Annotated in this window: 21 protein-coding genes; 10 read left to right on the top strand and 11 right to left on the bottom strand. The window is 71.6% G+C overall.

Annotated features, from left to right (window positions below):
* Positions 1-35: 35 nt before the first annotated feature.
* From R2B67_RS15550 to R2B67_RS15540, 3 genes are all read right to left on the bottom strand, one after another.
* On the bottom strand, positions 36-947 hold the full coding sequence (locus R2B67_RS15550; RefSeq protein ID WP_317818686.1) for a carbohydrate ABC transporter permease: 912 nt from the start codon (positions 945-947) through the stop codon (positions 36-38).
* Positions 944-1,924 carry a carbohydrate ABC transporter permease gene (locus tag R2B67_RS15545; RefSeq protein WP_317818683.1) on the bottom strand — a complete coding sequence of 327 codons (981 nt, stop codon included), beginning with the start codon at positions 1,922-1,924 and terminating at the stop codon, positions 944-946. Before R2B67_RS15545 ends, R2B67_RS15550 begins: the two co-directional genes overlap by 4 nt.
* 163 nt (positions 1,925-2,087) lie before the next feature.
* Positions 2,088-3,398, bottom strand: a complete 1,311-nt coding sequence (locus R2B67_RS15540; protein ID WP_018510993.1) for an ABC transporter substrate-binding protein — start codon at positions 3,396-3,398, stop codon at positions 2,088-2,090.
* A 243-nt stretch (positions 3,399-3,641) separates the two neighbouring features.
* Between R2B67_RS15540 and R2B67_RS15535 the strand changes: the two genes are divergently transcribed.
* The gene (locus tag R2B67_RS15535) at positions 3,642-6,482 is read left to right on the top strand and encodes a glycosyl hydrolase (protein ID WP_317824869.1); all 2,841 of its coding nucleotides are present in this window, start codon (positions 3,642-3,644) and stop codon (positions 6,480-6,482) included.
* A gap of 127 nt (positions 6,483-6,609) precedes the next feature.
* On the opposite strand, the gene R2B67_RS15530 is transcribed toward R2B67_RS15535, so the two are convergent.
* Positions 6,610-7,653: a LacI family DNA-binding transcriptional regulator gene (locus R2B67_RS15530; RefSeq protein WP_317818679.1), complete on the bottom strand. Its 1,044-nt coding sequence runs from the start codon at positions 7,651-7,653 to the stop codon at positions 6,610-6,612.
* A gap of 229 nt (positions 7,654-7,882) precedes the next feature.
* On the opposite strand from R2B67_RS15530, the gene R2B67_RS15525 reads away from it, so the two are divergent.
* The 3 genes from R2B67_RS15525 to R2B67_RS15515 all read left to right on the top strand — a co-directional run bounded on the left by R2B67_RS15525 (position 7,883) and on the right by R2B67_RS15515 (position 10,258).
* A complete protein-coding gene (locus R2B67_RS15525; protein WP_317818677.1) occupies positions 7,883-9,577 on the top strand; it encodes an FG-GAP-like repeat-containing protein in 1,695 nt (564 codons plus the stop codon).
* Between the two features lie 152 nt (positions 9,578-9,729).
* The gene (locus tag R2B67_RS15520) at positions 9,730-9,972 is read left to right on the top strand and encodes a hypothetical protein (RefSeq protein ID WP_317818675.1); all 243 of its coding nucleotides are present in this window, start codon (positions 9,730-9,732) and stop codon (positions 9,970-9,972) included.
* A 7-nt stretch (positions 9,973-9,979) separates the two neighbouring features.
* Positions 9,980-10,258: a hypothetical protein gene (locus R2B67_RS15515; protein ID WP_317824868.1), complete on the top strand. Its 279-nt coding sequence runs from the start codon at positions 9,980-9,982 to the stop codon at positions 10,256-10,258.
* Positions 10,259-10,367: 109 nt separating this feature from the next.
* Here R2B67_RS15515 and R2B67_RS15510 read toward each other — a convergent pair whose 3' ends face one another.
* Positions 10,368-10,721 (bottom strand): PRC-barrel domain-containing protein, encoded by a 354-nt coding sequence (locus tag R2B67_RS15510; RefSeq protein ID WP_317818673.1) that lies wholly within the window; start codon positions 10,719-10,721, stop codon positions 10,368-10,370.
* A gap of 226 nt (positions 10,722-10,947) precedes the next feature.
* Here R2B67_RS15510 and R2B67_RS15505 point away from each other — a divergent pair, with 226 nt between their 5' ends.
* On the top strand, positions 10,948-11,400 hold the full coding sequence (locus tag R2B67_RS15505; protein ID WP_317818671.1) for an SRPBCC family protein: 453 nt from the start codon (positions 10,948-10,950) through the stop codon (positions 11,398-11,400).
* A gap of 260 nt (positions 11,401-11,660) precedes the next feature.
* On the top strand, positions 11,661-13,967 hold the full coding sequence (locus R2B67_RS15500) for an ATP-binding protein (RefSeq protein WP_381073534.1): 2,307 nt from the start codon (positions 11,661-11,663) through the stop codon (positions 13,965-13,967).
* A 3-nt stretch (positions 13,968-13,970) separates the two neighbouring features.
* Here the strand turns inward: R2B67_RS15500 and R2B67_RS15495 are convergent, their stop codons facing one another.
* Both R2B67_RS15495 and R2B67_RS15490 read right to left on the bottom strand, forming a co-directional pair.
* Positions 13,971-14,378 carry a response regulator gene (locus tag R2B67_RS15495; protein WP_109978893.1) on the bottom strand — a complete coding sequence of 136 codons (408 nt, stop codon included), beginning with the start codon at positions 14,376-14,378 and terminating at the stop codon, positions 13,971-13,973.
* Between the two features lie 31 nt (positions 14,379-14,409).
* The gene (locus R2B67_RS15490) at positions 14,410-16,251 is read right to left on the bottom strand and encodes a PP2C family protein-serine/threonine phosphatase (protein WP_317818667.1); all 1,842 of its coding nucleotides are present in this window, start codon (positions 16,249-16,251) and stop codon (positions 14,410-14,412) included.
* Between the two features lie 227 nt (positions 16,252-16,478).
* On the opposite strand from R2B67_RS15490, the gene R2B67_RS15485 reads away from it, so the two are divergent.
* Complete coding sequence (locus tag R2B67_RS15485) at positions 16,479-17,096, top strand: Uma2 family endonuclease (RefSeq protein WP_317818665.1); 618 nt, start codon at positions 16,479-16,481, stop codon at positions 17,094-17,096.
* Between the two features lie 9 nt (positions 17,097-17,105).
* Here R2B67_RS15485 and R2B67_RS15480 read toward each other — a convergent pair whose 3' ends face one another.
* From R2B67_RS15480 to R2B67_RS15465, 4 genes are all read right to left on the bottom strand, one after another.
* Entirely contained in the window at positions 17,106-17,741 is a 636-nt protein-coding gene (locus tag R2B67_RS15480) for an NADPH-dependent F420 reductase (protein WP_317818663.1), read from the bottom strand.
* A gap of 118 nt (positions 17,742-17,859) precedes the next feature.
* Positions 17,860-19,431: a PTS transporter subunit EIIC gene (locus R2B67_RS15475; RefSeq protein ID WP_317818661.1), complete on the bottom strand. Its 1,572-nt coding sequence runs from the start codon at positions 19,429-19,431 to the stop codon at positions 17,860-17,862.
* A 48-nt stretch (positions 19,432-19,479) separates the two neighbouring features.
* Positions 19,480-20,463, bottom strand: a complete 984-nt coding sequence (murQ, locus tag R2B67_RS15470; protein ID WP_317818659.1) for an N-acetylmuramic acid 6-phosphate etherase — start codon at positions 20,461-20,463, stop codon at positions 19,480-19,482.
* A gap of 62 nt (positions 20,464-20,525) precedes the next feature.
* The gene (locus tag R2B67_RS15465) at positions 20,526-21,446 is read right to left on the bottom strand and encodes a MurR/RpiR family transcriptional regulator (protein WP_109978901.1); all 921 of its coding nucleotides are present in this window, start codon (positions 21,444-21,446) and stop codon (positions 20,526-20,528) included.
* A gap of 105 nt (positions 21,447-21,551) precedes the next feature.
* Between R2B67_RS15465 and R2B67_RS15460 the strand changes: the two genes are divergently transcribed.
* From R2B67_RS15460 to R2B67_RS15450, 3 genes are all read left to right on the top strand, one after another.
* Positions 21,552-21,920: a DUF8819 family protein gene (locus R2B67_RS15460; protein WP_018510974.1), complete on the top strand. Its 369-nt coding sequence runs from the start codon at positions 21,552-21,554 to the stop codon at positions 21,918-21,920.
* Positions 21,917-22,189, top strand: a complete 273-nt coding sequence (locus R2B67_RS15455; protein WP_317818655.1) for a DUF4031 domain-containing protein — start codon at positions 21,917-21,919, stop codon at positions 22,187-22,189. The genes R2B67_RS15460 and R2B67_RS15455 overlap by 4 nt, the downstream gene beginning before the upstream one ends.
* A 72-nt stretch (positions 22,190-22,261) precedes the next feature.
* On the top strand, positions 22,262-22,408 hold the full coding sequence (locus tag R2B67_RS15450; RefSeq protein WP_317818653.1) for a hypothetical protein: 147 nt from the start codon (positions 22,262-22,264) through the stop codon (positions 22,406-22,408).
* The last annotated feature ends 114 nt before the right edge of the window (positions 22,409-22,522 follow it).

Here is a 22,522-nt window from a genome sequence, read left to right as displayed (position 1 = left end):
GGGAGGAGGGAGGGACAGGGGGATGCGGGCGCGGGTCAGCCCTTCACCGCGCCCTGCATGATGCCGCCGACGATCTGACGGCCCAGCAGGCCGAAGACGATCAGCACCGGCAGCGTGCCGAGCAGCGTGCCGGCCATGATCACCGACTGGTCGTTGACGTAGCCGCCGCCGAGCTGCCGCAGCGCGACCTGCACGGTCGGCTCCTGCGAGGACAGCGCGATGATCGGCCAGAAGAAGTCGTTCCACGCCGTCATGAACGTCAGCATCCCCAGCACCGCCATCCCCGGCCGCGCGATCGGGATCACGATCGACCAGAAGATGCGGGCCGTGGAGGCACCGTCGACGCGGGCCGCCTCGATCAGCTCGTCCGGCAGCGACTGCACCAGGTACTGGCGCATGAAGAACACACCGAAGGCCGACACCAGGCCGGGCAGGATCACCGCCTGGAGCTGGTTCACCCACTGGAGTTCCGCGATCAGCATGAAGAGCGGGATCACGCCGAGCTGCGGCGGGATCATCATCGTCCCGATCGTCAGCGTCAGCAGCGCGTTCCGGCCCTTGAACTTCAGCTTGGCGAAGGCGAAGCCGGCCAGCGTGCAGCAGAGCACCGTGCCGAGCGTGATCGACGACGACACGATCAGCGAGTTCAGCAGCGCCTTGCCGATGTCCGCCTCTTCGAGGACCTGCTCGAAGTTCTTGATCAGGTTCGGGCCCGGCAGCAGGCTCGGCGGGACCTGTGCCAGGTCCGCGTTGGAGCGGCTGGCCGCGACGATCGTCCAGTAGAAGGGGAACGCCGAGATGAGCAGGGCGAAGCCGAGGATGACGTACGAGAGCCAGCCGCCCTTCATCGTCCGGCCCGCGCCCCCCTTCCGTACCCGCTTTCCCGGCGGGTCCTGCGGCGGGCGGCCCGTCTCCGGGGCCGTCGGCGGTGCGGCGAGCGCGGTCATCGGCCGGCCTCCTTGCGTGCGCGGCGGCGCGCGATCAGGGCGTTGACCCCGACGAGCACCACGATCAGGACGAACATCACCCAGGCGATGGCCGCGGCCCGGCCCAGGTGGAAGAAGCCCCAGCCCTGCTCGTACATGTACAGGCCGAGGGTCTGGTACTGGTGCGAGATGCCGCCGGAGATCGAACCCTCGAACAGCAGCGGTTCACCGAAGAGTTGAGTGGCCCCGATGGTCGAGATGATGACCGTGAAGATGATCGTGGGGCGCAGACCGGGGAGCGTGACGTGGATGAACTGGCGCCAGCGCGACGCCCCGTCCATCTCCGCCGCCTCGTACAGCTCGTGCGGGATCGACTGCATGCCCGCCAGGTAGATCAGCGCGTTGTACCCCGTCCACCGCCAGATCACGATCGTCGACACCGCGATCTGCGAGGCGACCGTGCCCGTCTGCCAGTCCACCGGGTCGAAACCGACCAGCCCGATCACGTAGTTGATCAACCCGAAGTCACGGCCGAAGAGCTGCGCGAAGACGAGGGTGGCGGCGGCGACGGACGTCGCGTACGGCAGCAGGATCGCCGTCCGGATGAAGGTGCGGCCGCGGAGCTTGTAGTTGAGCAGGTGGGCGAGACCGAGCGCCATCGCCAGCTGCGGGACCGTCGACAGCACGCCGATCGTGAACGTGTTGCGCAGCGAGATCCAGAAGTACTCGTCGGTGAAGAGCGCCGTGTAGTTGGCGATGCCCCGCCACTCCATCTCGCCGCTCGTCTGGAGCTCGACCCGGTAGAGGGAGACGAACGCCGTGTAGAGGAGCGGGAAGAGGCCGAAGGCGAGGAAGAGGGTGAAGAAGGGGGCGATGTAGGCGTACGGGGACGCCTTGCGCCAGGTACGCCGGAGCGTGGCTGCCCGACCGTCGTCGGGCCCGGGTCCGGTGGAGGCGGGGCTGCGGGGCCCGGCCTTCGCGGTGGCGGTGAGGGACACGATGCGGCCCTTCGGGGGTCGGGGGTGGAGAAACCCGGAGCAGGGGTACGGGGGTGGGGCCGGTTCACCGTGGTGCGCACCGGTGGACCGGCCCCAGGAATGAAGGGGGAGAGGGGCAGGCCGTGACCGGCCCCGGGGAAGAGCGGAGAGGCAGCGCGTCGGCTCAGCCGATCACGTTCGCCACGCCCTTCTTCGCCGTCTCCCACGCCTTGTCCGACGAGACGCCCTTGCGCTCGACCTCGCTCAGCGCGTTCGTCAGCTGCTGCATCACGTTCTGGTCGTGCACACCCAGCACCTGCACCGGGGACTCCTTGGCCGCGTCACCGAAGATCTGGCCGATCGGGGCGCCCGAGAAGTAGTCGTCCTTGGCGTCCGCGATCTTCTCGATGGCGCCCGTCGAGGACGGGAAGTTGCCCTGCTTCTGGAAGACCTTCGCCTGCTGCTCGGGGGCGGTCAGCCACTCGATCAGCTTGTACGCCTCCTCCTTGTGCTTGGCCGCCCGCGGGATGGAGAGGTACGAGCCACCCCAGTTGCCGGCTCCGCCGGGGAGCTTGGCGATGTCCCACTTGCCCTGGCCGCCGTCACCGGCCTGGCCCTTGATGTAGCCGAGCATCCAGGCCGGGCACGGGATCGTGGCGAACGAACCGGCCGCGAACGCCTGGTTCCACTGCGGGGACCACTGGTCGAGCTTGGCGCTCAGGTCCGCCTCGGCCGCCTTCACGGAGGTGTCCCAGGCCGTCTTCACCGCCGGGTTCTTCTCGTAGATCAGCTCACCGGAGGCGTCGTAGTACCGCTCCTCCTCCTGGCCGATCATGATCCCGTAGAGCGAGCCGATGCTGTCCAGCCAGGCGCTCTTGGCGGGGGCCTTCTTCTTGTACTCCTTGCCGAGCTCCAGGTAGCCGTCCCACGTGGACCACTTCTTCGCGAGCTCCTCGCGGTCGGTGGGGAGGCCGGCCTTCTTGAAGAGGTCGGTGCGGTAGCACATCGCCTCGGGGCCGACGTCCGTGCCGAGGCCGAGGACCTTGCCGTCCTTCGTGGTCGCCGCCGACCACTTGGCCTCGGCGAACTCGCCCTTGAGCTTGTCGGCGCCGAACTCCTTCAGGTCCTGGAACTTGTCGGACTGCTGCTGGGTGACCGACGCGATGCGGCCCACCTCCACCCCTTGCACGTCCGCGAGACCGCCGCCGCCCGCGAGGCGGGTCTGGAGCGACTTCCAGTAGTCCGCCTCGTCCTGGGTGTCGCTCTGCTTGATCGTCACGTTCGGGTGGAGCTTCTGGTACTCGTCGTAGAGTCCGGCCTCCTTGAAGCCGAACGATCCGAACAGGTCGACCGTGAGCGTGATCTTCCCGCCCGCGCTGTCGGAGGTGTCCGACGAGTCGCCGGATCCGGATCCACAGGCGGCGAGGAGCGCCCCGGCGAGGACGACCGCGCCGAGGCGGACGGTGGCTCTCTTGGCGGCTCGGGCGATGGGCATGGGAAGCCTCCCTTGGCTTCGGGATGAACCGAGCGCTTTGAGAGCGCTCTCAAAACCTGCGTCTGGAGCGTCTCCCACCACCCCGGCCCCGTCAAGACTCGAACGCATAACAGCTTGGTGTTACGTCCGGCCGCTGCCCAACTGGCTTCTGTGTGCCTTCTCTTGACACCCAGGTTTCAGGAGTTTTACGTTCCTTGGCACTTGAGAGCGCTCTCGAAGGCGCTCCCGCCCCCCATGATGACCATGATCGAGGTGCTGCTCGTGCAAGCCTCCCTCTCCAGACTCGCCTCCCGTACCGGTGCCAGACCCGCAGCGGCCACGCTGCTGGCCGTGGCCCTGGCCGCCGTCACGCTGGGGCCCGCCGCCACCCCCGCGGCCGCCGCCACCATCCCCGCCGGCGCCGGCAGCTACACCGACTCCCGCCCCGCCGGCACCCAGGGCCCGACCACCAACACCGGCGCCCCCGTCACGCCCAAGCTGACGACCGCTGCCCGCAGCAAGCCGGTCCCGACCAACGACTGGTGGTCCTCGCTCGCCTTCCAGCGCTACGGCGACAACCCGTACTCCACCCCCATGTACGGGCACCCGCTCACGTACCAGGCCAAGGCCTCCGGCCTGGAGGTCGGCTACCCGACCACGCCCGCGATCGTCGGCGACGGACGGCAGTACGAGTACGCCCACAAGGCCGACCTCACCGTCGGCCTGACCGGCCTGAACTCGCCCGACACCAAGGCCGACGCCTGGTCCGACTGGACGGTCACCCCGTACTGGGCGGACGGCTCCCGCACCTTCCGGGCCACCATCGGCCACGGCCTGCCGTTCGTGTACGCCAAGGGGTCCGGCGGCGACGCCCGCATCACGACCGCCTCCACGCCCACGGTCTTCTCCGACCAGGGCAACGTCGTCGGCATCACGGTCGCCGGGCACCACTACGCCCTCTTCGCCCCGACCGGCGCCGACTGGAACATCTCCGGCACCACGATCACCGCCGGGCTGGGCTCCAAGGACTACTTCTCGCTCGCCGTGCTGCCGTCCACGGACGCGCTCGCGACCTACCGCAAGTACGCGTTCAGCTTCGTCACCGGCTCCCAGGTGGCCTGGCAGACGACGGGCGGCAACGTCCGGGCGACCTACTCCCTGACCACGGAGGCCCGCGAGGGCACCGAGCGCGGCACGCTCCAGGCGCTCTACCGCCACCAGTGGCTGCACACGAGCGACGCGCTGACCCCGTACACGTACGTCTCACCGCGCGGCACGATGAAGGTGCGCGAGTCCGCCACCTTCACCACCAGCCAGAAGAACCAGGGCGTGGTGCCCGCCCTGCCCGTCTCGGGCGGCGTCGACCGGGCCCGGCTGACCGGCTACCTCAACGAGGTCGCCAACGCCTCCGACCCGTTCTCGGGGGCCACAGACACCTACTGGACCGGCAAGGCGCTCGGCAAGCTGGCCCAACTGGTGCCCGTCGCCGACCAGATCGGCCAGACCGCCGTCCGCGACAAGCTCCTCGGCCTGATGAAGGGCCGCCTCCAGGAGTGGTTCACGGCGGGCGGTGCCAGTGAGTTCAGCTACGACAAGGACTGGAAGACCCTCACCGGGTACCCGGCCTCGTACGGCAGCGACACCGAGCTCAACGACCACCACTTCCACTACAGCTACTACGTGTACGCGGCGGCGATCATCGCCCAGTACGACCAGGCCTGGGCGGCCGACTCGGCCTGGGGCACGATGGTCAAGCACCTGATCCGCGACACCGCCAACCCGAGCCGCACCGACTCGGCGTACCCCTTCCTGCGCGGCTTCGACGTCTACGCGGGCCACAGCTGGGCCTCCGGCCACCAGGGCTTCGCGGCCGGCAACAACCAGGAGTCCTCGTCCGAGTCCATCAACCTCAGCGCCGGACTGGTGCTGTGGGGTTCGGCCATGGGCGACAACTCCCTCCGTGACCTCGGCAGTTACCTGCTGACCACCGAGTCCGAGGCGATCACCCAGTACTGGTTCGACGCCAACGACACCGTCTTCCCCGCCTCGTACAAGTACGGCACGGTCGGCATGGTCTGGGGCAGCGGCGCCTCCTACTCCACCTGGTGGACGGCGAACCCGGAGGAGATCCACGGCATCAACGTCCTTCCGGTGACGGGTGGTTCGCTCCACCTGGCCCGCGAAAAGGCGGCCATCAAGCGGAACATCGCCGAGATGGAGCGCGAGAACGGCGGCCCGGCCCAGGAGTGGCGCGACCTGCTCTGGGAGTTCGAGGCCCTCTCCGACCCGACGTCGGCGAAGGCCAAGTGGGACGGGGTGAACGGGAATTACGAGCCGGAGCAGGGTGAGTCCAAGGCGCACACCTACCACTGGATCAACACCCTGAACACGGTTGGCGCCCCGGACATGACGGTCACCGGTGACATCCCGACCTCCGCCGTCTTCTCCAAGAACGGCACCCGCACCTACACCGCCCACAACCACGGCACCGCGACCCGCACGGTGACCTTCTCCGACGGCAAGACCCTCTCCGTACCGGCCCGTTCGCAGGCCGTCAGCACGGGCCCCGGCGGCGGGAACCCGGACCCCGACCCGGACCCGGACCCCGACCCGGGCAACCCCTCCACCGGCAACACCTTCCGCCTCAAGACCGGTGGCGTCCTCACCACCGCCACCACCGACCCGGCGGGCGCCGACACCATCGCCTCCGCCGACGGCGTGAACCGGGACGGCACCCCGTACCGCCCGACCGTCTACGAGATCAAGAAGGTCAACGGCAAGGTCTCCGCCGGGGCCGCCACCGCGTTCCGCCTCCGGGTCGACGCGGGCACCAAGGTCGGGCTCGCCCCGCAGGTCAGGGTCAGCTACGACCTGACCGGCGACGGCAGCTTCGACCGCACCGAGACCTTCCGCTACTTCGCCACCGACCCGGTCAACGGGTGGGAGGAGTACACGCAGGCGGTCGGCGCACAGGCGACCACCGGCAGCCTGGGCGAGCTGAAGGGCGGCACGGTCCGCCTGGAGATCTGGAACGCGCTGGGCAACGGCACGTCCCAGGTCCAGACGGGCACGGACGCGGCGGTGCTGCGGATTCCGTACCAGTAGGCCAGCAAGGCGCATGACCCCGTACGTGTAGGACGCTGATGTACGGGCACGATCGATGCGGCGGGTCTCCGGCTCCTCAGGGCGGAGGCCCGCCGTACTCATGCGCCCGGTTCTCCTGCCTCCGGTGCTACGCGGAGGCGCGCCGTACCAGCGTCGTCGGCGTGATCACCGAGTCGGGCGCCGAGCCGTTCCCCGTACGGTCGCGGTCCAGGCCGCGCAGCAGCAGCCGGGCCATCAGCCGGCCCTGGCCCTCGATGTCCTGGTTGACGGTGGTCAGCGGCGGGTCGGTCTCCTCGGCCACCCCGTCCATGTCGTCGAACCCGACGATCGCCACCTGCTCCGGCACCGCGATCCCGCGCTCCCGCAGGACCCGCAGCGCACCCGAGGCCATCAGGTCGTTGGCGACGAAGACGGCGTCGAGGTCGGGCCGCCGCTCCAGCAGCTCCGCCATGGCCCGCGCGCCGCTCTCCACGGTGAACCCGCCCTCGGCGACGAGCGTCCGGTCCACGTCGATGAGGACGTCCCGGTAGCCGTCGAGGCGGTCCATCGCGGAGGTCTGGTCGGGCGGACCGCCGATGTGCGCGATCCGCTCCCGCCCGAGGTCCCGCAGATACTGCACGGCGACCCGCGCCCCGCCCCGGTTGTCGGCGTCCACGTATGGAACGGCCTGGTCACCGGGGTCGGCGGTCCAGCTGGGCCGGCCCCCGTACACCGTCGGGATCCCCGCCCGCCGGGTGATCGCGGGCAGCGGGTCGTCGGTGTGGAGGGAGAAGGCGAGTGCGCCGTCCACGTGGCCGCCGGAGAGATAGCGCGCGATCCGGTCGAAGTCGCCGGGCCCCTCCACCAGCAGCAGGACGAGCTGGGTGTCGTGGGCGGTCAGCTCCTTGCTGATGCCCCGGATCTGCTGGGAGAAGAAGGGGTCCGAGAAGATCCGTATCTCCGGCTCGGCGATGACGACGGCCACCGCGCCGGTCCGCCGGGTGACCAGGGTCCGGGCCGCGTGGTTGGGGATGTAGCCGAGCTCGTCGACCGCCTGGAGCACCTTGTCGACCAGCGGTTTGCGGACTCCGTCACCGCCGTTGACGACCCGCGAGGCGGTGGCCCGGGAGACCCCCGCACGCGCCGCGACGGCTTCCAGGGTGGGCCGGGACCCGGGGGACTGCTCGGGCAAGGCGGTCGCTCCTCGTCGACGGGGGCGGCGGCACGCGGGGTGGTGCTGGCCTGGGGCCTGACATCTGTGCCGTCGCCGGATCGTCTACAGCCTAGCGCCGGGGCGGGCACGGGGTTGAGAGCGCTTCCATTGAGGTGGGGATGCGGTGCGGAGGCGGACGTTCTGCGACGACGGCCCATACTTCACATGATCATCACATCGAAGGGTTGAAAGGCGAAGGGGTGGGGACTTGAGAGCACTACGCAGACTCCGCGAAGGCGTGGCGGTCCGGTTGGCCGTCGGTATGGCCGTGCTCGTGGGGGCGGTGGGAGCGGTGGGGGTCGCGGGGAGCGGCCAGCAGGTGGCGGCCGACCCGGCACCACCGCCTCCGGTGCGCACCGTCTCGTACAACGCGTGCGGCGCGCACACCTGCCAGAACACCGTGGACAGCGCCGACACCTGGGCGGAGAAGTTCCGGTCGCGGATGGAGGCCGAGGGCGGGCCCGCCGATGTGATCGCGCTGCAGGAGATGTGCACCGGCCAGTACGAGGCCCTGCGCAAGGTGCTCGACGGCTACACCGCGCACTGGGCCGGTGAGCAGGAGCCCGCCGGGTGCGGGCGGTGGGGCGGCAGCTCGACGACGTTCGGGCAGGCGCTGTTCGTCAAGGGGGCGGCCGCGGACTTCACCGCGTACCGCGCCCTCGCCAACCCCGCCGAGACCTCCGTCCCGCAGCAGCGGTGGATGCTCTGCCTCAAGGGGCCGGTCGGCGGGCGGACCACGCTGGCCTGCGGCACCCACCTGGCCACCTCGCTGCCGTCGAACGGGACCCCGGTGGTGCTGGCGAACATGGAGCGGTGGGCGGCGGGTGCGCCCGCCCTGATCACGGGCGACTTCAACGCCGTACCCAGCCACACCGCGCTCGCGCCGATGCGGACCGGGCTGTGCGGCACGGGCCCGTTCGCCGAGGCGGACGCCGGGCGCAACGCCCCGACCGCCTGGGCGGCGGCGGCCCCGTTCACGTACCGGCTCAAGTACGACCACGCCTTCTTCGGCAGCCGGGACTTCACGGAGCTGCGGGCCAGGACCGCCGACATCGACCTGACGCCGGGCGAGGACCACAAGCTGGTGTGGGCGGAGGCGAAGCCGCTGGCGCGGACCGCCGTGCGGGTCCCGGGCGACCTGACCGGCGACCTCTGCCCCGACCTGCTCGCCGTCCGCAAGGACGACACGCTCCGGCTGTACCCGGGGACCGGCCGGGGCACCTTCGGCTCCCCGCGCGTGATCGGCAGCGGGCCCGAGTGGAACGGCGCGGTGGTCAGCCACCGCGGGGACTGGGACGGCGACGGCGACGAGGACGTGGTCGCCCGCAAGGGCGATCAGCTGCTGCTCCACCGGAACACGGGCACGGGCGACCTCGAAGCGGGCGTCGTGATGAAGGTGTCCGAGACCGGCTGGGCGCACGCCTCCCCGGTGGCGGCGGGCGACATCGACGGCGACGGCGGCCCCGACGTCCTGGCCACCAGCGCCACCGGCCTCTGGCTCCACCGGGGGCGGGTCGCGGCGGACGGCGGCTGGCTGTCGTTCAGCGCCGCACGGATCGGCGCGGCGGAGTGGAAGGACCACGAGGTCCTCACCCCCGGTGACACCAACGGTGACGGAAAGGCGGAGGTCTGGGCCCGGGACGGCGCCGGGAACGTCCAGCAGTACAGCTACGACAGCGGTACGAAGGCCCTGGGCGCCCCCACCGCGCTCGGCAGCCTTCCCCGCGCCTCCCGTCCCCTGGCACTCTCCCTCGGTGACGCCGACAGCGACGGCCACGCCGACCTCTGGTCCACTACATCGGCCGCTGACCTGGTCTTCCACCCGGGTGGCACACCGTTCGCGGAGACCGGCGGGGTGACCGTCGGCACCGGTGGCTGGGGGTACTTCTCCCGCCTCGGCTGACCGCCCGCCGAAGACCGTTGCCAGACCGGTTGCCAGACCGGTTGCGAGACCGGTCGCGAGGCCGGTCGCCGGAGCACCGCCTCCTTGGGGCCCGCCGCGCGTTGGACACGTTGGGTAGGCATTGCGCCTGCCCGGAGTGGAAGGTGTGCGGCATGGAAGCGACGGAGCGGCGCCGGGTGGCGGCGGAGAAGGTGCGGGCTGCGGAGGACGCGGTGGAACAGCTGAAGGCAGGGCTCGCCGGGCTGGGCGTGACGCTGCCTTCGCTGCGGGTCGACCCCGTCTCGTGCGCGGGCAACGAACCGACGCCCCTGGTCGACCTGGGCCGCTGCAACATCGACACCGCGTTGCGGCTGTGCGAGGTGCTGGCGGAGAAGGAGAGCGGTCATGACAGGTGAGGGGCTGATGGGTGAGGGGCGGGCCGGTGACGGGCCGGCGGGTGACCGGCCGGCCGGTGACGCACCTGAGCGGTGTACGCCCGAGCCGGGGTCGTTCGCGGTGGACGGCCGGGACGGGCGCGTCGGCCGGGTGACGGGCCGGGCCGGGGATGACGTGCGGTTGCGGCCGCCGGGCGGCGGGCCGGAGTGGTCCTGTCCGCCGGACGCCCTGCGGCCGGCCCCGCCGGGTGTGGCGCTGCGGGCCCGGGTGACGGAGATCAATCGGAAGGGACAGCTGCCGCGTTGAGGGTGTGGCCGCACAAGGAGGCGGCGGGGCCGACCCCTCCTCGGGGTCGGGCCCGCCGCCGTTCAGGGGCGTACGCCGCGCCGACGGGGGCGGCGTACGCGGATGCGGATCACATGATGCGGAAAGCCATGTAGTACGCGGAGATCTGTGCGTGGTAGCCCGGGTCCTCGGTCTGCCGGTGGCGGTCGAACTCCGGCGAGTCCTTGACCTGCTCCTTGGTGAGGTCCACGTAGACCTTGCGGTCCTCGGTGTCGATGCGCCGGACCGTACCCGCCGGGAGCAGGACGTCCTTGCCGAAGATCCAGATCCCGGTGTCGACGAGCAGATAGGCGGAGCCGGCCTCGTCGGAGTGCTTGTCGACCTTTCCGATGCTGCCGTCGGTCGCCTCCACCGTGTATCCGGAGAGGTCGATGCCCGCGGTGTGACCGCTCGCCGGCTGGTAGCCCCACAGGGATTCGCTCATTGTGGCCCCTTTCGCGAAGGTCAATTCAGCTCATCCTCGATGAATTCATTGATGGGTCCGCCGGTTATTCGCGTTCCCGGCATCGCTTTTCCTATGCGCCACCGGAACCCATGAATCTTAGTCTTTCTTCACCTGCAGAAAGTGCCTGGTGAGGGGGTGTGCGCGAGGATGGGAGCGGGCAGGCGCAGGGGCCCATGTGATCTGTACGAGGAGCCGAGGAGTCATCGTGGTCGACGTCAGGCGTTCGTTCACCGTCGCGTGCCCGCTGGACCGGGTCGTCGCGTATCTCGCCGATTTCTCCCGGGCGAAGGAGTGGGACCCGGGGACGCAGGAGTGCGACCGGACCGACGGCCCGGCCGGTGCCCCCGTCGTCCAGGGAGCCACCTGGCACAACGTCTCCGAGTTCCGGGGGCGGCGCACTGAGCTCACGTACCGGCTGAAGGTGAAGGAGCCGGACCGGCTGGTCTTCGTCGGCACCAACAAGACGGCGGACTCCACCGACGACCTCACGTTCCGCGCCGAAGGTGCGGGCGCGACCCGGATCACCTACCACGCGCACATCCGCTTCAAGGGCATCGCCCGGCTCGCCGACCCGTTCCTGCGGCGGGAGTTCGAGCGGCTCGGCGACGAGATCACCCGGACCATGCCGCGCGCGGTTCTCGCCCACTGCGGGACCTGAGGCGCCGGGTGGTAGGAAGACGCGAGCGGGGCGACGGGCGGCGGGACGGAGAGAAGGCAGTGTCCGACGAAGTGCGGGGATCCGACGAGGTGGGCAGATCCGGTGACGTACGAGGGTCCGACGACGTACGAGGGTCCGACGCCGTGCAAGGGCCCGACGACGTACGGGGATCCGACGACGTACGGGGATCCGACGACGTACGGGGATCCGACGACGTACGAGGGTGGCTCTCCCCGAAAGCGGTGGCGGCCGAGGCGGGTGTGAGCCAGGAGTTCGACCTCTCCCAGTGCGTGCGGGAGCCGATCCACCTGCTCGGCGGCGTCCAGTCGTACGGGGCCCTGGTCGCCGCCCGGCTGCACGACGCCGTCGTGGACACGGTGAGCCGGAACGCGGGCGACGTGCTGGGCCGGGCGGCCGGGGAGCTGGTGGGGCGACCGGTCACGGAGCTCGTCGGGGACGAGCAGTGGGCGCTGGCGCGGGAGAGCACGGAGACGGCAGGCGCCGGAGAGGGGACGCCGGACGGGCCCGCCGCCTCCGGTGTGCTGTCCCTCTCGCTGGAGTCGGACGACGGGCGGGTGCGGCTCTTCGACGTGACCGTCCACCGGGTCGCCGAGCTGCTGGTGCTGGAGTTCGAACCACGGGCCGCGGAAGGGCCGTTCGTGTTCCAGAACTTCTATCCCCGGGTGCGGCGCGCCCTGCACCGGCTCCAGGGCGCCACCAACGTCACCGAGTGCTGTGCGGCCGCCGTACGGGAGGTCCAGGCGCTCACCGGGTACGACCGGGTGGTGGCGTACCGGTTCGACGGCGCCGAAGGGCCCGGCCAGGTCATCGCGGAGGTGCGTAACGAGGGGCGGGAGCCGTGGCTGGGGCTGTGGTTCCCGGCCAGCGACATCCCGCCGCAGGCCCGCCGCCTCTACGCCCGCAACTGGATCCGGGTCATCGGGGACGTGGACGACGCGACGGTGGGGCTGCTGCCGGAGCTGCGGGAGGGGACCGGGGAGCCGCTGGACCTGTCGGGCTCGATACTCCGTACCGTCTCCGGCTACCACCTGGAGTACCTGCGCAACATCGGCGTGGCCTCGTCCATGTCCGTATCGCTGCTGCGGGACGGCGAGTTGTGGGGGCTGATCGCCTGCCACGGCGACGAGCCGCGCCGGCTGACCCCTGAAGTACGGGCGGCCTGCGAGTTCTTCGGGATCGCGCTGTCCCTGCAATTGGCGGCCGTCGCCGAGCGCGAGCAGGCGGACGAGCTGTCCGGGCGCCGGCGGGCGCTTGCCGCGCTGCTGGCCCGGCTCAGCTCGCAGGAGCCGGACGCGTTGCTGCGACCTGGCTCCGGAATGGCCGAACTCCTGCTCGCGGACGGCGTGTTGCTCGTACGGGGTACGGAGGTGACGGCGACGGGTGACCCGGTCCCCGCCGCGCTCCCCGGGCTGCTGGAGCGGCTGGCGGGCGCGGGTCCGGTGGGCGAGGTGTGGAGCAGCGACCGGGTGCCGGAGGCGCTGGGGCTCGACGCCGCGGAGGCGGAGGCGCAGGGGGTGCCGGCGGGCCTGCTCTTCCTCCCGTTCAACCGGGCCGGCGACCTGCTGGCGTGGTGGCGCCGTGAGCAGCCCGCGCCCCGGGAGTGGGCGGCCGATCCGGCGCGCCCGGTGCGGACGGGGCCGGGCGGGGAGCGGCTGACCCCGCGCGGTTCCGCCGCCGTCCACCGGGCGACCGTACGCGGACGGAGCACGCCGTGGAGCCCCGCGCAGCGCGTCGTGGCCGGGGAGCTGTGGCGGGAGATGTCCGGCCTGCTCAGCCGGCAGATGGCGGAGCTGGAGGCGCGGAACACCGAGCTCGCCCGGACCAACGAGGACCTGGACTCCTTCGCGCACGCGGCGGCCCACGACCTGAAGGAGCCGCTGCGGGGGATCTCGAACGCGGCCGCGTTCATCGTCGAGGACGCCGGTGCCGTACTGGACGACACCTCGCTGCGACGCCTGACCACGGTGCGCCGGCTCGCGGAGCGCATGGACGGGCTGCTGGACTCCCTGCTGCACTTCTCGCGCCTGGGCCAAGTGGGTCTGAAGCGGGAGGAGTTGTCGCTGGAGGAGGTGGTGGACGACGCGCTGCTCGTGGCCGGGGGCCGGCTGGCGGAGCAGGGTGTGACGGTGGTCCGCCCGGCCCCGCTGCCCCGGGTGAGGGCGGACCGGGAGCGGCTGCGCGAGGTGCTGGAGAACCTGTTCGTGAACGCGGCCAAGTACGCGGCGGACGAGGGGACGGGGGAGCGGCGGGTCTGGGTGGAGGCGGTGCCGGTGGCGGAGCCGGGTGGCGGTGAGGCGGTCGCCGTCGTCGTACGGGACAACGGCATCGGCATCCCGCCGGGCCAGCAGGAGGACGTCCTCCAGCTGTTCCGCCGGCTGCACCGGCGCGAGGAGCGGGGCGGCGGCTCGGGCGTGGGCCTCGCCGTGGTCAAGCGGATCGTGGAGCGGCACGGGGGGCGGCTGTGGCTGGAGAGCCCGGTGGCGGCACCGGGTGGTGGGCCGGGGACGGCGGTGTGGTTCACGCTGGGCGCCACGGACACCCCCTAGGGTCTACGCCTTCTGCGCCATCCAGAAGTCGACGGCGCCGCGCAGAACCGTCTGGAACAGCTCGAAGTTGACGGGCTTGTAGATGTAGCTGTCGGCGCCCGCCGCGTAGCACGCGTCCTCCTCCGCCGAGGAGGTGGAGGAGGTGAAGACCACCACGGTCAGCGACGCGCACGCGGGCTGCGCGCGCAGGTTCGACAGGAGCGTCAGACCGTTCATGCCCGGCATGTTGAGGTCGAGCAGCACCAGGTCCGGCGTGGGGGCGGCCGGGTCGAGGAGGCGCGGCACCACGGCGTCGCTGCGCGGGGCGAACTCCACGTGCAGGGAGGGGTGGGAGCGGGACAGGGCGCGCTGGATGGCCTCGGTGTCCTCCTCCGAGTCCTCCACGACGAGGATCAGTCCGTCGCTGTTCATCGAGGGCCTGTCTGTCCGCCGGTCGGTGTGGTCATCGCAAGGCCGCCTGTTCGAGCTGGAGGTCGTGGGGGAGGAGGTCCGTGCCGGGCTGTACGCCGGTCCAGCGGGCCACGAGCAGGGCGATGTCGTCCTGCCCGGAGTCGCGGAACGTCTCGGCCTGCTGCGCCAGGCTCTCCGCGATGTGTGCGGCGCCGGAACCGCGCAGGGCGGAGAGCCGCGCGGGCAGAACGCTCTCGAAGAAGGCACCGCCCGCCTCACGGGACTCGGTGAGCCCGTCGGTGAACAGCACCAGGGTGTCGTCCGGGGCGATCAGTTCCTCGTGGCTGTCGTACGAGACGTCGTCCAGGACACCGAGGAGCAGGCCGCCGGAGCGCACTTCGGAGACCGTGCCGTCGCTGCGGAGCACCAGGGGCGGGGGGTGCCCCGCGCTGCACGTGCTGAGCAGTGCCGTGCCGTCGGGCCGGGGCGTCAGCGTGGCGACGACCGCGGTGAGGAAGCGGCTCGCCCGCTCCTGGCGCAGGGCCCGGTTGAGCCGGCTGAGGGCGGTGCCCGGGTCGTTGCCCTCCTCCAGCAGGGTGCGCAGGGTGTGGCGGGCCAGGCCGGTGAGGGCCGCCGCCTCGGCGCCGCGTCCGCAGACGTCGCCGATCAGCAGGGCGATGGATCCGTCGGGCCGGGGTACGGCGTCGTAGAAGTCGCCGCCCACGTCGAGCATGGGGTCGCCGACCGCGTAACTCGCCGACAGGTCCCACTGGACGCTCTCGGGGAGCTGCGAGGGGAGCAGGTGCTCCTGGAGCGAGAGGACGGCGGTGCGGCGGAGCTCGTAGAGCAGGGCGTTGTCGATGGCGAGCGCGGCGCGGGTGGCGAGGCTGCGGAGGAAGGCGCTGTCCGGCAGCCGGGCCTCGGGCCGCTGGTAGACGAAGGTGATGCTGCCGACGACGCGGCCCCGGGCGCGGAGGGTGCTGATGCTGACGACGGTGGGGTGGGGGCCGTCCCCGGCCGGTCTCGCGTCGGCGGCGGCGGCATTCGCGCCACCGTCCGCACTGACGGACTCGGCGAAGGGTGAGCCCTCCAGCGCTGCGCCGCTCAGGAACACCGTGTCCTCGTCCTCGCCCCGGCGCGCGAGCAGCGCGGCCAGCCACGGGTCGTGGCGGCCGGCTTCCTCCAGGGCGCGCTGCTGCTGGACGGCGACATGCGTGGCGGCGACGAACTCCGGCCCTTCGCTGCGCAGCAGGTGGACGAGGGCGCCGTCGGCGACGGCCGGTACGGCGATCCGGGCCACCCGGCGCAGGGTGTCCTCCACGTCCAGGGACGAGTCCATCTGGAGCGAGGCCTCGGCGAGCAGCGCGTCGTCGGAGGCGCGGCGGGCCTCGCGGCCACGCTGGAGGATGCCGGTGTGGCAGGCGACGATGACGTCGACGGCCTGTGTCAGCCGGTTCTCGACGACGCTCAGGTCCGCCGTTCCGTCCACGGCGAGGGCCAGCGCCGCCCAGCCGCGCTGGTCCAGCCGGAAGGTGCAGGCCACGACGGAGGCCCCGGGCGCCTGCCGCAGGAAGTCCGCCTCCGGCCACACCGAGCCGTCCATCCCGTCCACGGCGGACCGGGTCACCACGGGTGCGCCGCCCGGCTCCCGTACGGCCGCCCCGGGCATCGACCGCGTGGTGGCGACGATCACCGGGGTGTCGCTCCCTGCGCTCAGCGCACGCATGTACCGCAGGACGTGCTTCTCGTCCCACCGCGTGCCCACCACGTGGTGGACCCCCGGGGTGGCGAGGAGCGGCGCGTACACGTCGTCCGCCAGCGCCGCGACCTCCTCGGCCCGCGAAGCGGCCTGCCAGAGCCGGTGCAGCGCACTGGACCAGGTGTCGTCGACCATGTCCCCCGCCCTCCGGTTTCCGTATGAGGCCTTGTGCTCCGTCCTCGGCCAGTATGACCGGCGGGCCTGAATTCATGCCGTGGGAGGGATCACGGGGCGGGCGAGCGATCCTGTGCGTGGGCACTCGTTCGTGGGACGCCGGTCATAGCGGCGTACGGCCTCGATGCCCTTCGCTCTACCCTTCTCGCTCTGACCCTCACGCCGAGGCACGGAAGAAGGAGCCCGCGATGACCGCAGCGTCCGCCGAGCACGGCCACCCACCCGGTGCGTGGCCGTGGGGCTACCTGCTGCAGACATGGCGTGAGCTGGACGTGCCCGGAGGATGGCGCGCCGAGATCGACGAGAGGCGCATCGTTCTGGAGCCGCCGCCACCCGCGCACCACCACGCCATCGCCGCCCAGGTGCAGCGCAGGCTCTACGCGACGCTCCCTGGCCACCTGGGGATTTACCAGACCCTCGGCGTCCACGTGACACAGTGCGGCAAGCTGTACGTTCCCCATCTCGTGGTCATGCCGACCGAGCTGCTCGCTGCTGCCGATCCGGAGACGACCGACCCGCTCGACGCCGCCGAGGCGCTGCTCGTCGTCGAGATCACGTCGAGGGGCAACGCGCGTGAGGACCGGACCAAGAAGTACCGCGCCTACGCTCGCGCGGGCGTTCCGATGTACCTGCTGATCGACCGCTTCGACACCCGCGGCCCGATGTCCACGCTGTTCACGGAGCCGAACGACGACGGCACGTTCAAGCACACGGACGCGGCGCCGTTCGGCAAACCGCTGGCCCTCCCGGAACCCTTCGACGTGTCCATCCCGACGGGGGAGTTCCCGGGGGCGGCGACCTCCTAGGAGCTGTCGTCAAGCTGCCGCCTGCGGGCGCGTCACCACCTTGATGTTGAAGGTGTGCGAGCCCACCCCGCCCGCGATCCCCATGAACAGGAACGCGAAGTGCTCCTGGCCGCGTGCGGTGGTGATGGAGCCGATGTCCAGCTGCGAGGAGGCCGGCCAGCCGAGGTCGGTGAGCAGCAGCCCGGTGATCCGCTTGGCCTCGGGGTCGTCGCCGGAGAGGAAGACCGTGCCCGGTTCGGTCAGGTCGCCCGGGGCGGTCATGGTGGTGGAGTCCATCGTGCAGAGCGTCTTGACGACGGGGGTCAGGGGGAAGGCCTCCTGGATCAGCTCGCCCAGGCTGCTGTTGGGGTGCGTGAGCTGGGTGAAGTCGTCTGAGAGGCCGACCCCGATGTCGATCAGCGGAATCCCGGCCAGCGCCGGGGCCCCGATGGAGTGCAGCAGCTCCACGGAGACACCCCCCGGCGTCGCGTTGACGAGCACCTCCGCGTGCGCGGCCGTCTCGTTGAGGGTGGCGACGGGAAGAGGGCCGAGGTCGGTGCGCTCCTTCGGGTGGCGTGAGCCGAGGAGGACGTCGTGTCCTGCGGCGCGCCAGCCGTGGGCCAGGGCGCGGGCGACATTTCCGGTGCCGAGCAGTCCTATACGCATGGGGACGACGCTAGCCAGCGGGGGCCGCGGGGCGTATCGGGCAGGAGACGGGGGTGGCGCGGGACCTGAGGCGTAGTTCTCAGGCCGCGCCACCCTGCGGGCCGTCGGACCCGGGCTGTCAGACCCGCGCCGGCGCCTTCTCCGGGGAGTCGGGGCCCGCAGAGTCCGTGGGGCCGGGGCCGTTCGCCCGGTCGGTGTCCCCGTCCGCGTTCGGGGACGGATGCGGGCCGCCCGTTGCTGCGACCGTCGACGGGGCCGGGTCCTGGGAGACGTTGAACTCGGTCAGCAGGTCCTTGCTGAAGCCGAAGAAGTACGTGGCCAGGAAGCCCGCCACGTAGCCGACCAGCAGGCCCGCCCCGTAGATCGCGATCGTCGAGCCCAGGCCGTGGTTGCCGTCCAGGAGGGGGAACAGGGCCCAGCCGGAGGGGCCGATGGCGGTCGAGCCGACGGTGTCGCCGAGCTGGTTGAACAGGCCGACGAAACCGCCGCCGAACGCCCCGCCCACGCACGCCGTGATGAAGGGGCGGCCCAGGGGCAGCGAGACGCCGTAGATCAGGGGTTCGCCGACGCCCAGCAGGCCCGCCGGGAGGGCCGACTTGATGGTGCGGCGGATCGACTCGTTGCGGGGGAGGCGGAAGTAGACCGCCATCGCCGCGCCGACCTGGCCCGCGCCCGCCATCGCCAGGATCGGGAGCAGGACCGTGTAGCCCTGCTGCTCGATGAGGGTCGTGTGGATCGGGATCAGCGCCTGGTGCAGGCCCAGCATGACGAGGGGGAGGAACAGGCCGCCGAGGACGAAGCCCGCGCCCGCGCCGCCGTTGGAGAGCAGCCAGTCGGCGAACGTACCGATCGCGGAGGAGATCTCCCCGGCCACGTACATCAGGCCGAAGATCGTCGCCAGGCCGGAGAGCAGGACCGTGAGGGTCGGGGTGACCAGTACGTCCAGTGCCTCCGGCACCCACCGGCGGCACCACTTCTCCACGTACACGGCGAGGACCGCCGCCCCCAGTGCGCCGAGCACGCCGCCCTGGCCGGGCGAGAGGGTCTGGCCGAAGGCGTCGATGTTCGCGACGCCCGGGAAGACGATGATCGCCGCGACCGCACCGCCCAGGATCGGCGTACCGCCGAACTCCTTCGCCGTGTTGTAGCCCACGAACACCGCGATCAGCGCCATGAAACCGGACGCCATCGCCGCCAGCGCGGGCGTCACGGCCGGCAGCCAGCCCAGGTTCACCAGCAGCCCGTTGAGGCCCGCGATGATGCCGCAGCCGATGAGCGCCGGGATCAGCGGCACGAAGATGTTGGCGATCTTGCGCAGGAACAGCTTGAACGGGGTGGCGTTCTTCGCCTTCTGCTGGGCCTTGATCGCCGCGCCCTGAGCCGCCAGATCGTCCGCGGAGACGGTGACCGGTGCGGGTGCGGCCTCGCGGCCCTCCTCCACCAGTTGCTCGAACTCCGGCGTCACCCGCGCGACCGTGCCCGGACCCAGCACGATCTGGTACGTGTCGTCCTCGACCACGCCCATCACGGCGGGCAGGGCCTTCAGCGCCTCGTCGTCGACGATGGACCGGTCGTGCAGACCGAGGCGGAGCCGGGTCATGCAGTGGGCGATGGAACTGACGTTCGCGGCGCCGCCCACGAGCGGGAGGATCGCGGCGGCGGTGGCGCGGTTCTTGTCTTCTGTGGCCATGGTGCGAGGTGCCTTGCTATGCGGGGCGTGGGGGGCCCGGGGGGTGGGTCAGGTGGTGCGTACGGCCGCGAGGGCGGCGCGCAGGTGCCCGTCCGACTCGCTCAGGAGCCGGGCGGCGGTGGGGCCGTCGACCTGGCCGAGGACGACCAGGATCGCGTTCTTGACCTCGCCGTCGGTGGCGGCGAGCGCGGCCTCGATCTCGGTGTCGGACGCGCCGGTGGCGAGGGAGACGATGTGCCGGGAGCGGGCCCGGAGCTTCTCGTTGGAGGCGCGGACGTCGACCATGAGATTCCCGTACGTCTTGCCGAGCCGGATCATGGTGATCGTCGAGATCATGTTGAGGACGAGCTTCTGTGCCGTGCCCGCCTTCAGCCGGGTCGAGCCGGTGAGCAGCTCGGGGCCGGTGACGATCTCCAGGCCGTGCTCGGCCGCTGCGGCGAGCGCCGAGTCCGCGTTGCAGGAGAGGCCGATGGTGAGGGCGCCCTGGTCCCGCGCGTGCTCGACCGCGCCGATCGCGTACGGCGTACGGCCGGAGGCGGAGATGCCGACCACCGTGTCGTCGGCCGTCAGCTTCAGCGCGTCCAGGTCGGACGCGGCCAGCTCCTTGCTGTCCTCGGCCCCTTCCACCGCCTTCACCATCGCGGACGGGCCGCCCGCGATCAGGCCGACCACCTCGGCCGGGTCGGTGTTGAAGGTGGGCGGGCACTCGCTGGCGTCCAGCACCCCGAGCCGGCCCGCCGTGCCCGCGCCCGCGTAGATCAGCCGGCCGCCGCGGGCCATGCGCTCGGCGGCGGCGTCGATCGCGGCGGCGATCTGCGGCAGCCGCTCGGCGACGGCGGCGGGGACGGTGGCGTCCTCGCCGTTCATGATCCGCGCGATCTCGGCCGTGGGCAGCCGGTCGATCTCGGCGAGCTCGGGGCGGAACGCCTCGGTGGTGAGCGTGGCCAGCTGGGCGCGGAGCTCGCCGTAGCTGTCGGCGCCGGAGGCGTCGGTGGTGCCGGTGGTGCCGGTGGCGTCGGTGGTGGAGGTCATGGAGGGCGGCTCTGCTTTCTCGTGCTTGTTCTCGTGCTCGTGCTCGTACGGGTCGTGCGGGGTCAGCGGGTGGAGCGTGGGCTGTGGCGGTGCGCCAGTGCCTCGTAGGAGGCGGCGAGGGCGGGCGCGGCCGTCTCGTACGTCCGCTGGGCCACGCCTATGAACAGGCAGTCCACGACGAGCAGCTGGCTCGTCCGGCTCGACATGGCGGCGGGGCGCAGCTCGCTCTCGCGCGCGGTGGACGTGGTCAGCACATGGTCCGCGTACTGCGATACGGGCCCGTCGGGCCGCCCGGTGATCGCCACCGTCGTCGCCCCCCGGTCGAACGCGACCCGCAGCGGCTCGATGACGTCACCGGTCGAGCCCGAGTGCGTGATCGCTATCGCCACATCGCCGGCGCGCAGCTGCACGGCGTTGGTCACCGCGAGGTGCGGGTCGGTGTGGGCGTGGGCTATCAGGCCGATCCGGAGCAGCTTCTGCGCCAGGTCCTGACCGACGAGGGAGGAGGCGCCCACGCCGTAGATGTCGATGCGGCGGGCGGTCGACGCGGCGGCCACGGCGGCGCCCAGCTGTACGGTGTCCAGCCCGGCGGCGGTGTCCGCGAGGGTCTGCTGCTCGTCGAAGGCGAGCTTGGCGACCACCTCGGCGATCGGGTCGTCCACCGCGATGTCCGCCGTGACGGCGGGCGACCGCCCCGACTCCTGGTGCGCGGCGAGCCCGGCCAGCGCGAGGCGCAGGTCCCGGTAGCCGGGGTAGCCGAGGAGGCGGGCGGTGCGGACGACGGTCGCCTCGCTGGTGCCGGTGCGCTCGGCGAGACCGGTGACGGTGAGGGCGGCACATCCGGCCGGGTCGCCCGCGACGGCTTCGGCGACCAGCTGCATGGAGCGGGTCATGGAGGGCGCGAGCGTCCGCACCTTGGCGGCGAGGGCCGCAGGGGCGGGCGGGGAGTCGCCGCTGAAAATTTCCTTCACGTCTTGGGTCACAGGTGAAAGATATTTTCAACCCGGGGACCCGTCAACCCCTCCCGGTGGCTCTGTGGTCTGTGCCTCTGGCGCCGCCTCGCGCGCACGCGGGCGCACAATGGAGGCATGGAGCTGAACCCCCTGGAGCAGGCGCTGCACACCGCCCGCGCGCTGGTCATGGCCGATCTCGTCGCGGGCGATGTCGCCGAGGCCGATGTCGTCTCGCTCGTCGAGGACGCCGTGACGCACCGCCGGTGGTGGGTCGAGCAGTGGCCCGAGGGTGCGGAGTTCGTCGCCGGGCTGGTCGCCCAGGACGTGCAGGACGCCCTGCTGGAGAAGTACGGGCGGTGGCCGCTGTGCCCCGCCTGCACCGAGGACGAGCCGCACGCGCTGGACGTCGAACCGGAGCTGGGGCCCGACCCGCACTGGGTGTGCACGAAGGCGGCCGTGGCCGTCGCGCCGGTGGGGGCGCTGGGCGAGGTACTGCGGCGGTGACCCTCTACATCGACCCGCCCACCTGGCCCGGACACGGCCGCCTCTGGTCGCACCTCGTCAGCGACGAGTCGTTCGAGGAGCTGCACACCTTCGCCGCCGCGATCGGCTGCCCGCCACGCGCCTTCGAGCGCGACCACTACGACGTACCGGAGGCGTATTACGCGGACGCGGTACGCGCCGGGGCGCGGGAGATCGGCTCGAAGGAGCTGGTGCGCCGCCTCACCGCCGCCGGGCTCCGGCGGCCGAAGGGGCGCGCGGCGCCGGGGTAGCGGGCCGCCCACGCCCTGGGCGCGTACCGGCTGCGTATCGCGGGTAGCTACCGCTCAAGGCCGAGCGAGCTGGTGACCCATCTGGACCGCACCGTACGCCAGGGTCACAAGGGACAGGACAGCCCCGCCGAAACGGTCAGCGGGGAAACCGTCCTGGACATCCCCGACGGGGGAGAGGCCCGCGACCGGGAGGGGGCCTCCTCGGCGACCGGTGCATGAGCGTGCAGGCGCTGAGACTCCAGTAGTTCGCACCAGGGCTTGTCGATCGAGCTGCGCCCGCGACGCGCGTACACCGTGCGAACGCTCCATCAACTTCCGCCTGGAGGAATGGAG

It is taken from the genome of Streptomyces cyaneofuscatus (genome assembly GCF_033109485.1).
GTDB lineage: Bacteria > Actinomycetota > Actinomycetes > Streptomycetales > Streptomycetaceae > Streptomyces > Streptomyces cyaneofuscatus.
Note: the sequence above shows the minus strand (reverse complement) of the source record. Positions and strands in the feature narration are given on the sequence as shown.

Coding starts and splice junctions, on each gene's coding strand:
- R2B67_RS15550 (WP_317818686.1), bottom strand. CDS start 947: ATGACCGCGCTCGCCGCACCGCCGACGGCCCCGGAGACGGGCCGCCCG.
- R2B67_RS15540 (WP_018510993.1), bottom strand. CDS start 3,398: ATGCCCATCGCCCGAGCCGCCAAGAGAGCCACCGTCCGCCTCGGCGCG.
- R2B67_RS15535 (WP_317824869.1), top strand. CDS start 3,642: ATGATCGAGGTGCTGCTCGTGCAAGCCTCCCTCTCCAGACTCGCCTCC.
- R2B67_RS15520 (WP_317818675.1), top strand. CDS start 9,730: ATGGAAGCGACGGAGCGGCGCCGGGTGGCGGCGGAGAAGGTGCGGGCT.
- R2B67_RS15515 (WP_317824868.1), top strand. CDS start 9,980: ATGGGTGAGGGGCGGGCCGGTGACGGGCCGGCGGGTGACCGGCCGGCC.
- R2B67_RS15510 (WP_317818673.1), bottom strand. CDS start 10,721: ATGAGCGAATCCCTGTGGGGCTACCAGCCGGCGAGCGGTCACACCGCG.
- R2B67_RS15495 (WP_109978893.1), bottom strand. CDS start 14,378: ATGAACAGCGACGGACTGATCCTCGTCGTGGAGGACTCGGAGGAGGAC.
- R2B67_RS15490 (WP_317818667.1), bottom strand. CDS start 16,251: ATGGTCGACGACACCTGGTCCAGTGCGCTGCACCGGCTCTGGCAGGCC.
- R2B67_RS15485 (WP_317818665.1), top strand. CDS start 16,479: ATGACCGCAGCGTCCGCCGAGCACGGCCACCCACCCGGTGCGTGGCCG.
- R2B67_RS15480 (WP_317818663.1), bottom strand. CDS start 17,741: ATGCGTATAGGACTGCTCGGCACCGGAAATGTCGCCCGCGCCCTGGCC.
- R2B67_RS15475 (WP_317818661.1), bottom strand. CDS start 19,431: ATGGCCACAGAAGACAAGAACCGCGCCACCGCCGCCGCGATCCTCCCG.
- murQ (WP_317818659.1), bottom strand. CDS start 20,463: ATGACCTCCACCACCGACGCCACCGGCACCACCGGCACCACCGACGCC.
- R2B67_RS15460 (WP_018510974.1), top strand. CDS start 21,552: ATGGAGCTGAACCCCCTGGAGCAGGCGCTGCACACCGCCCGCGCGCTG.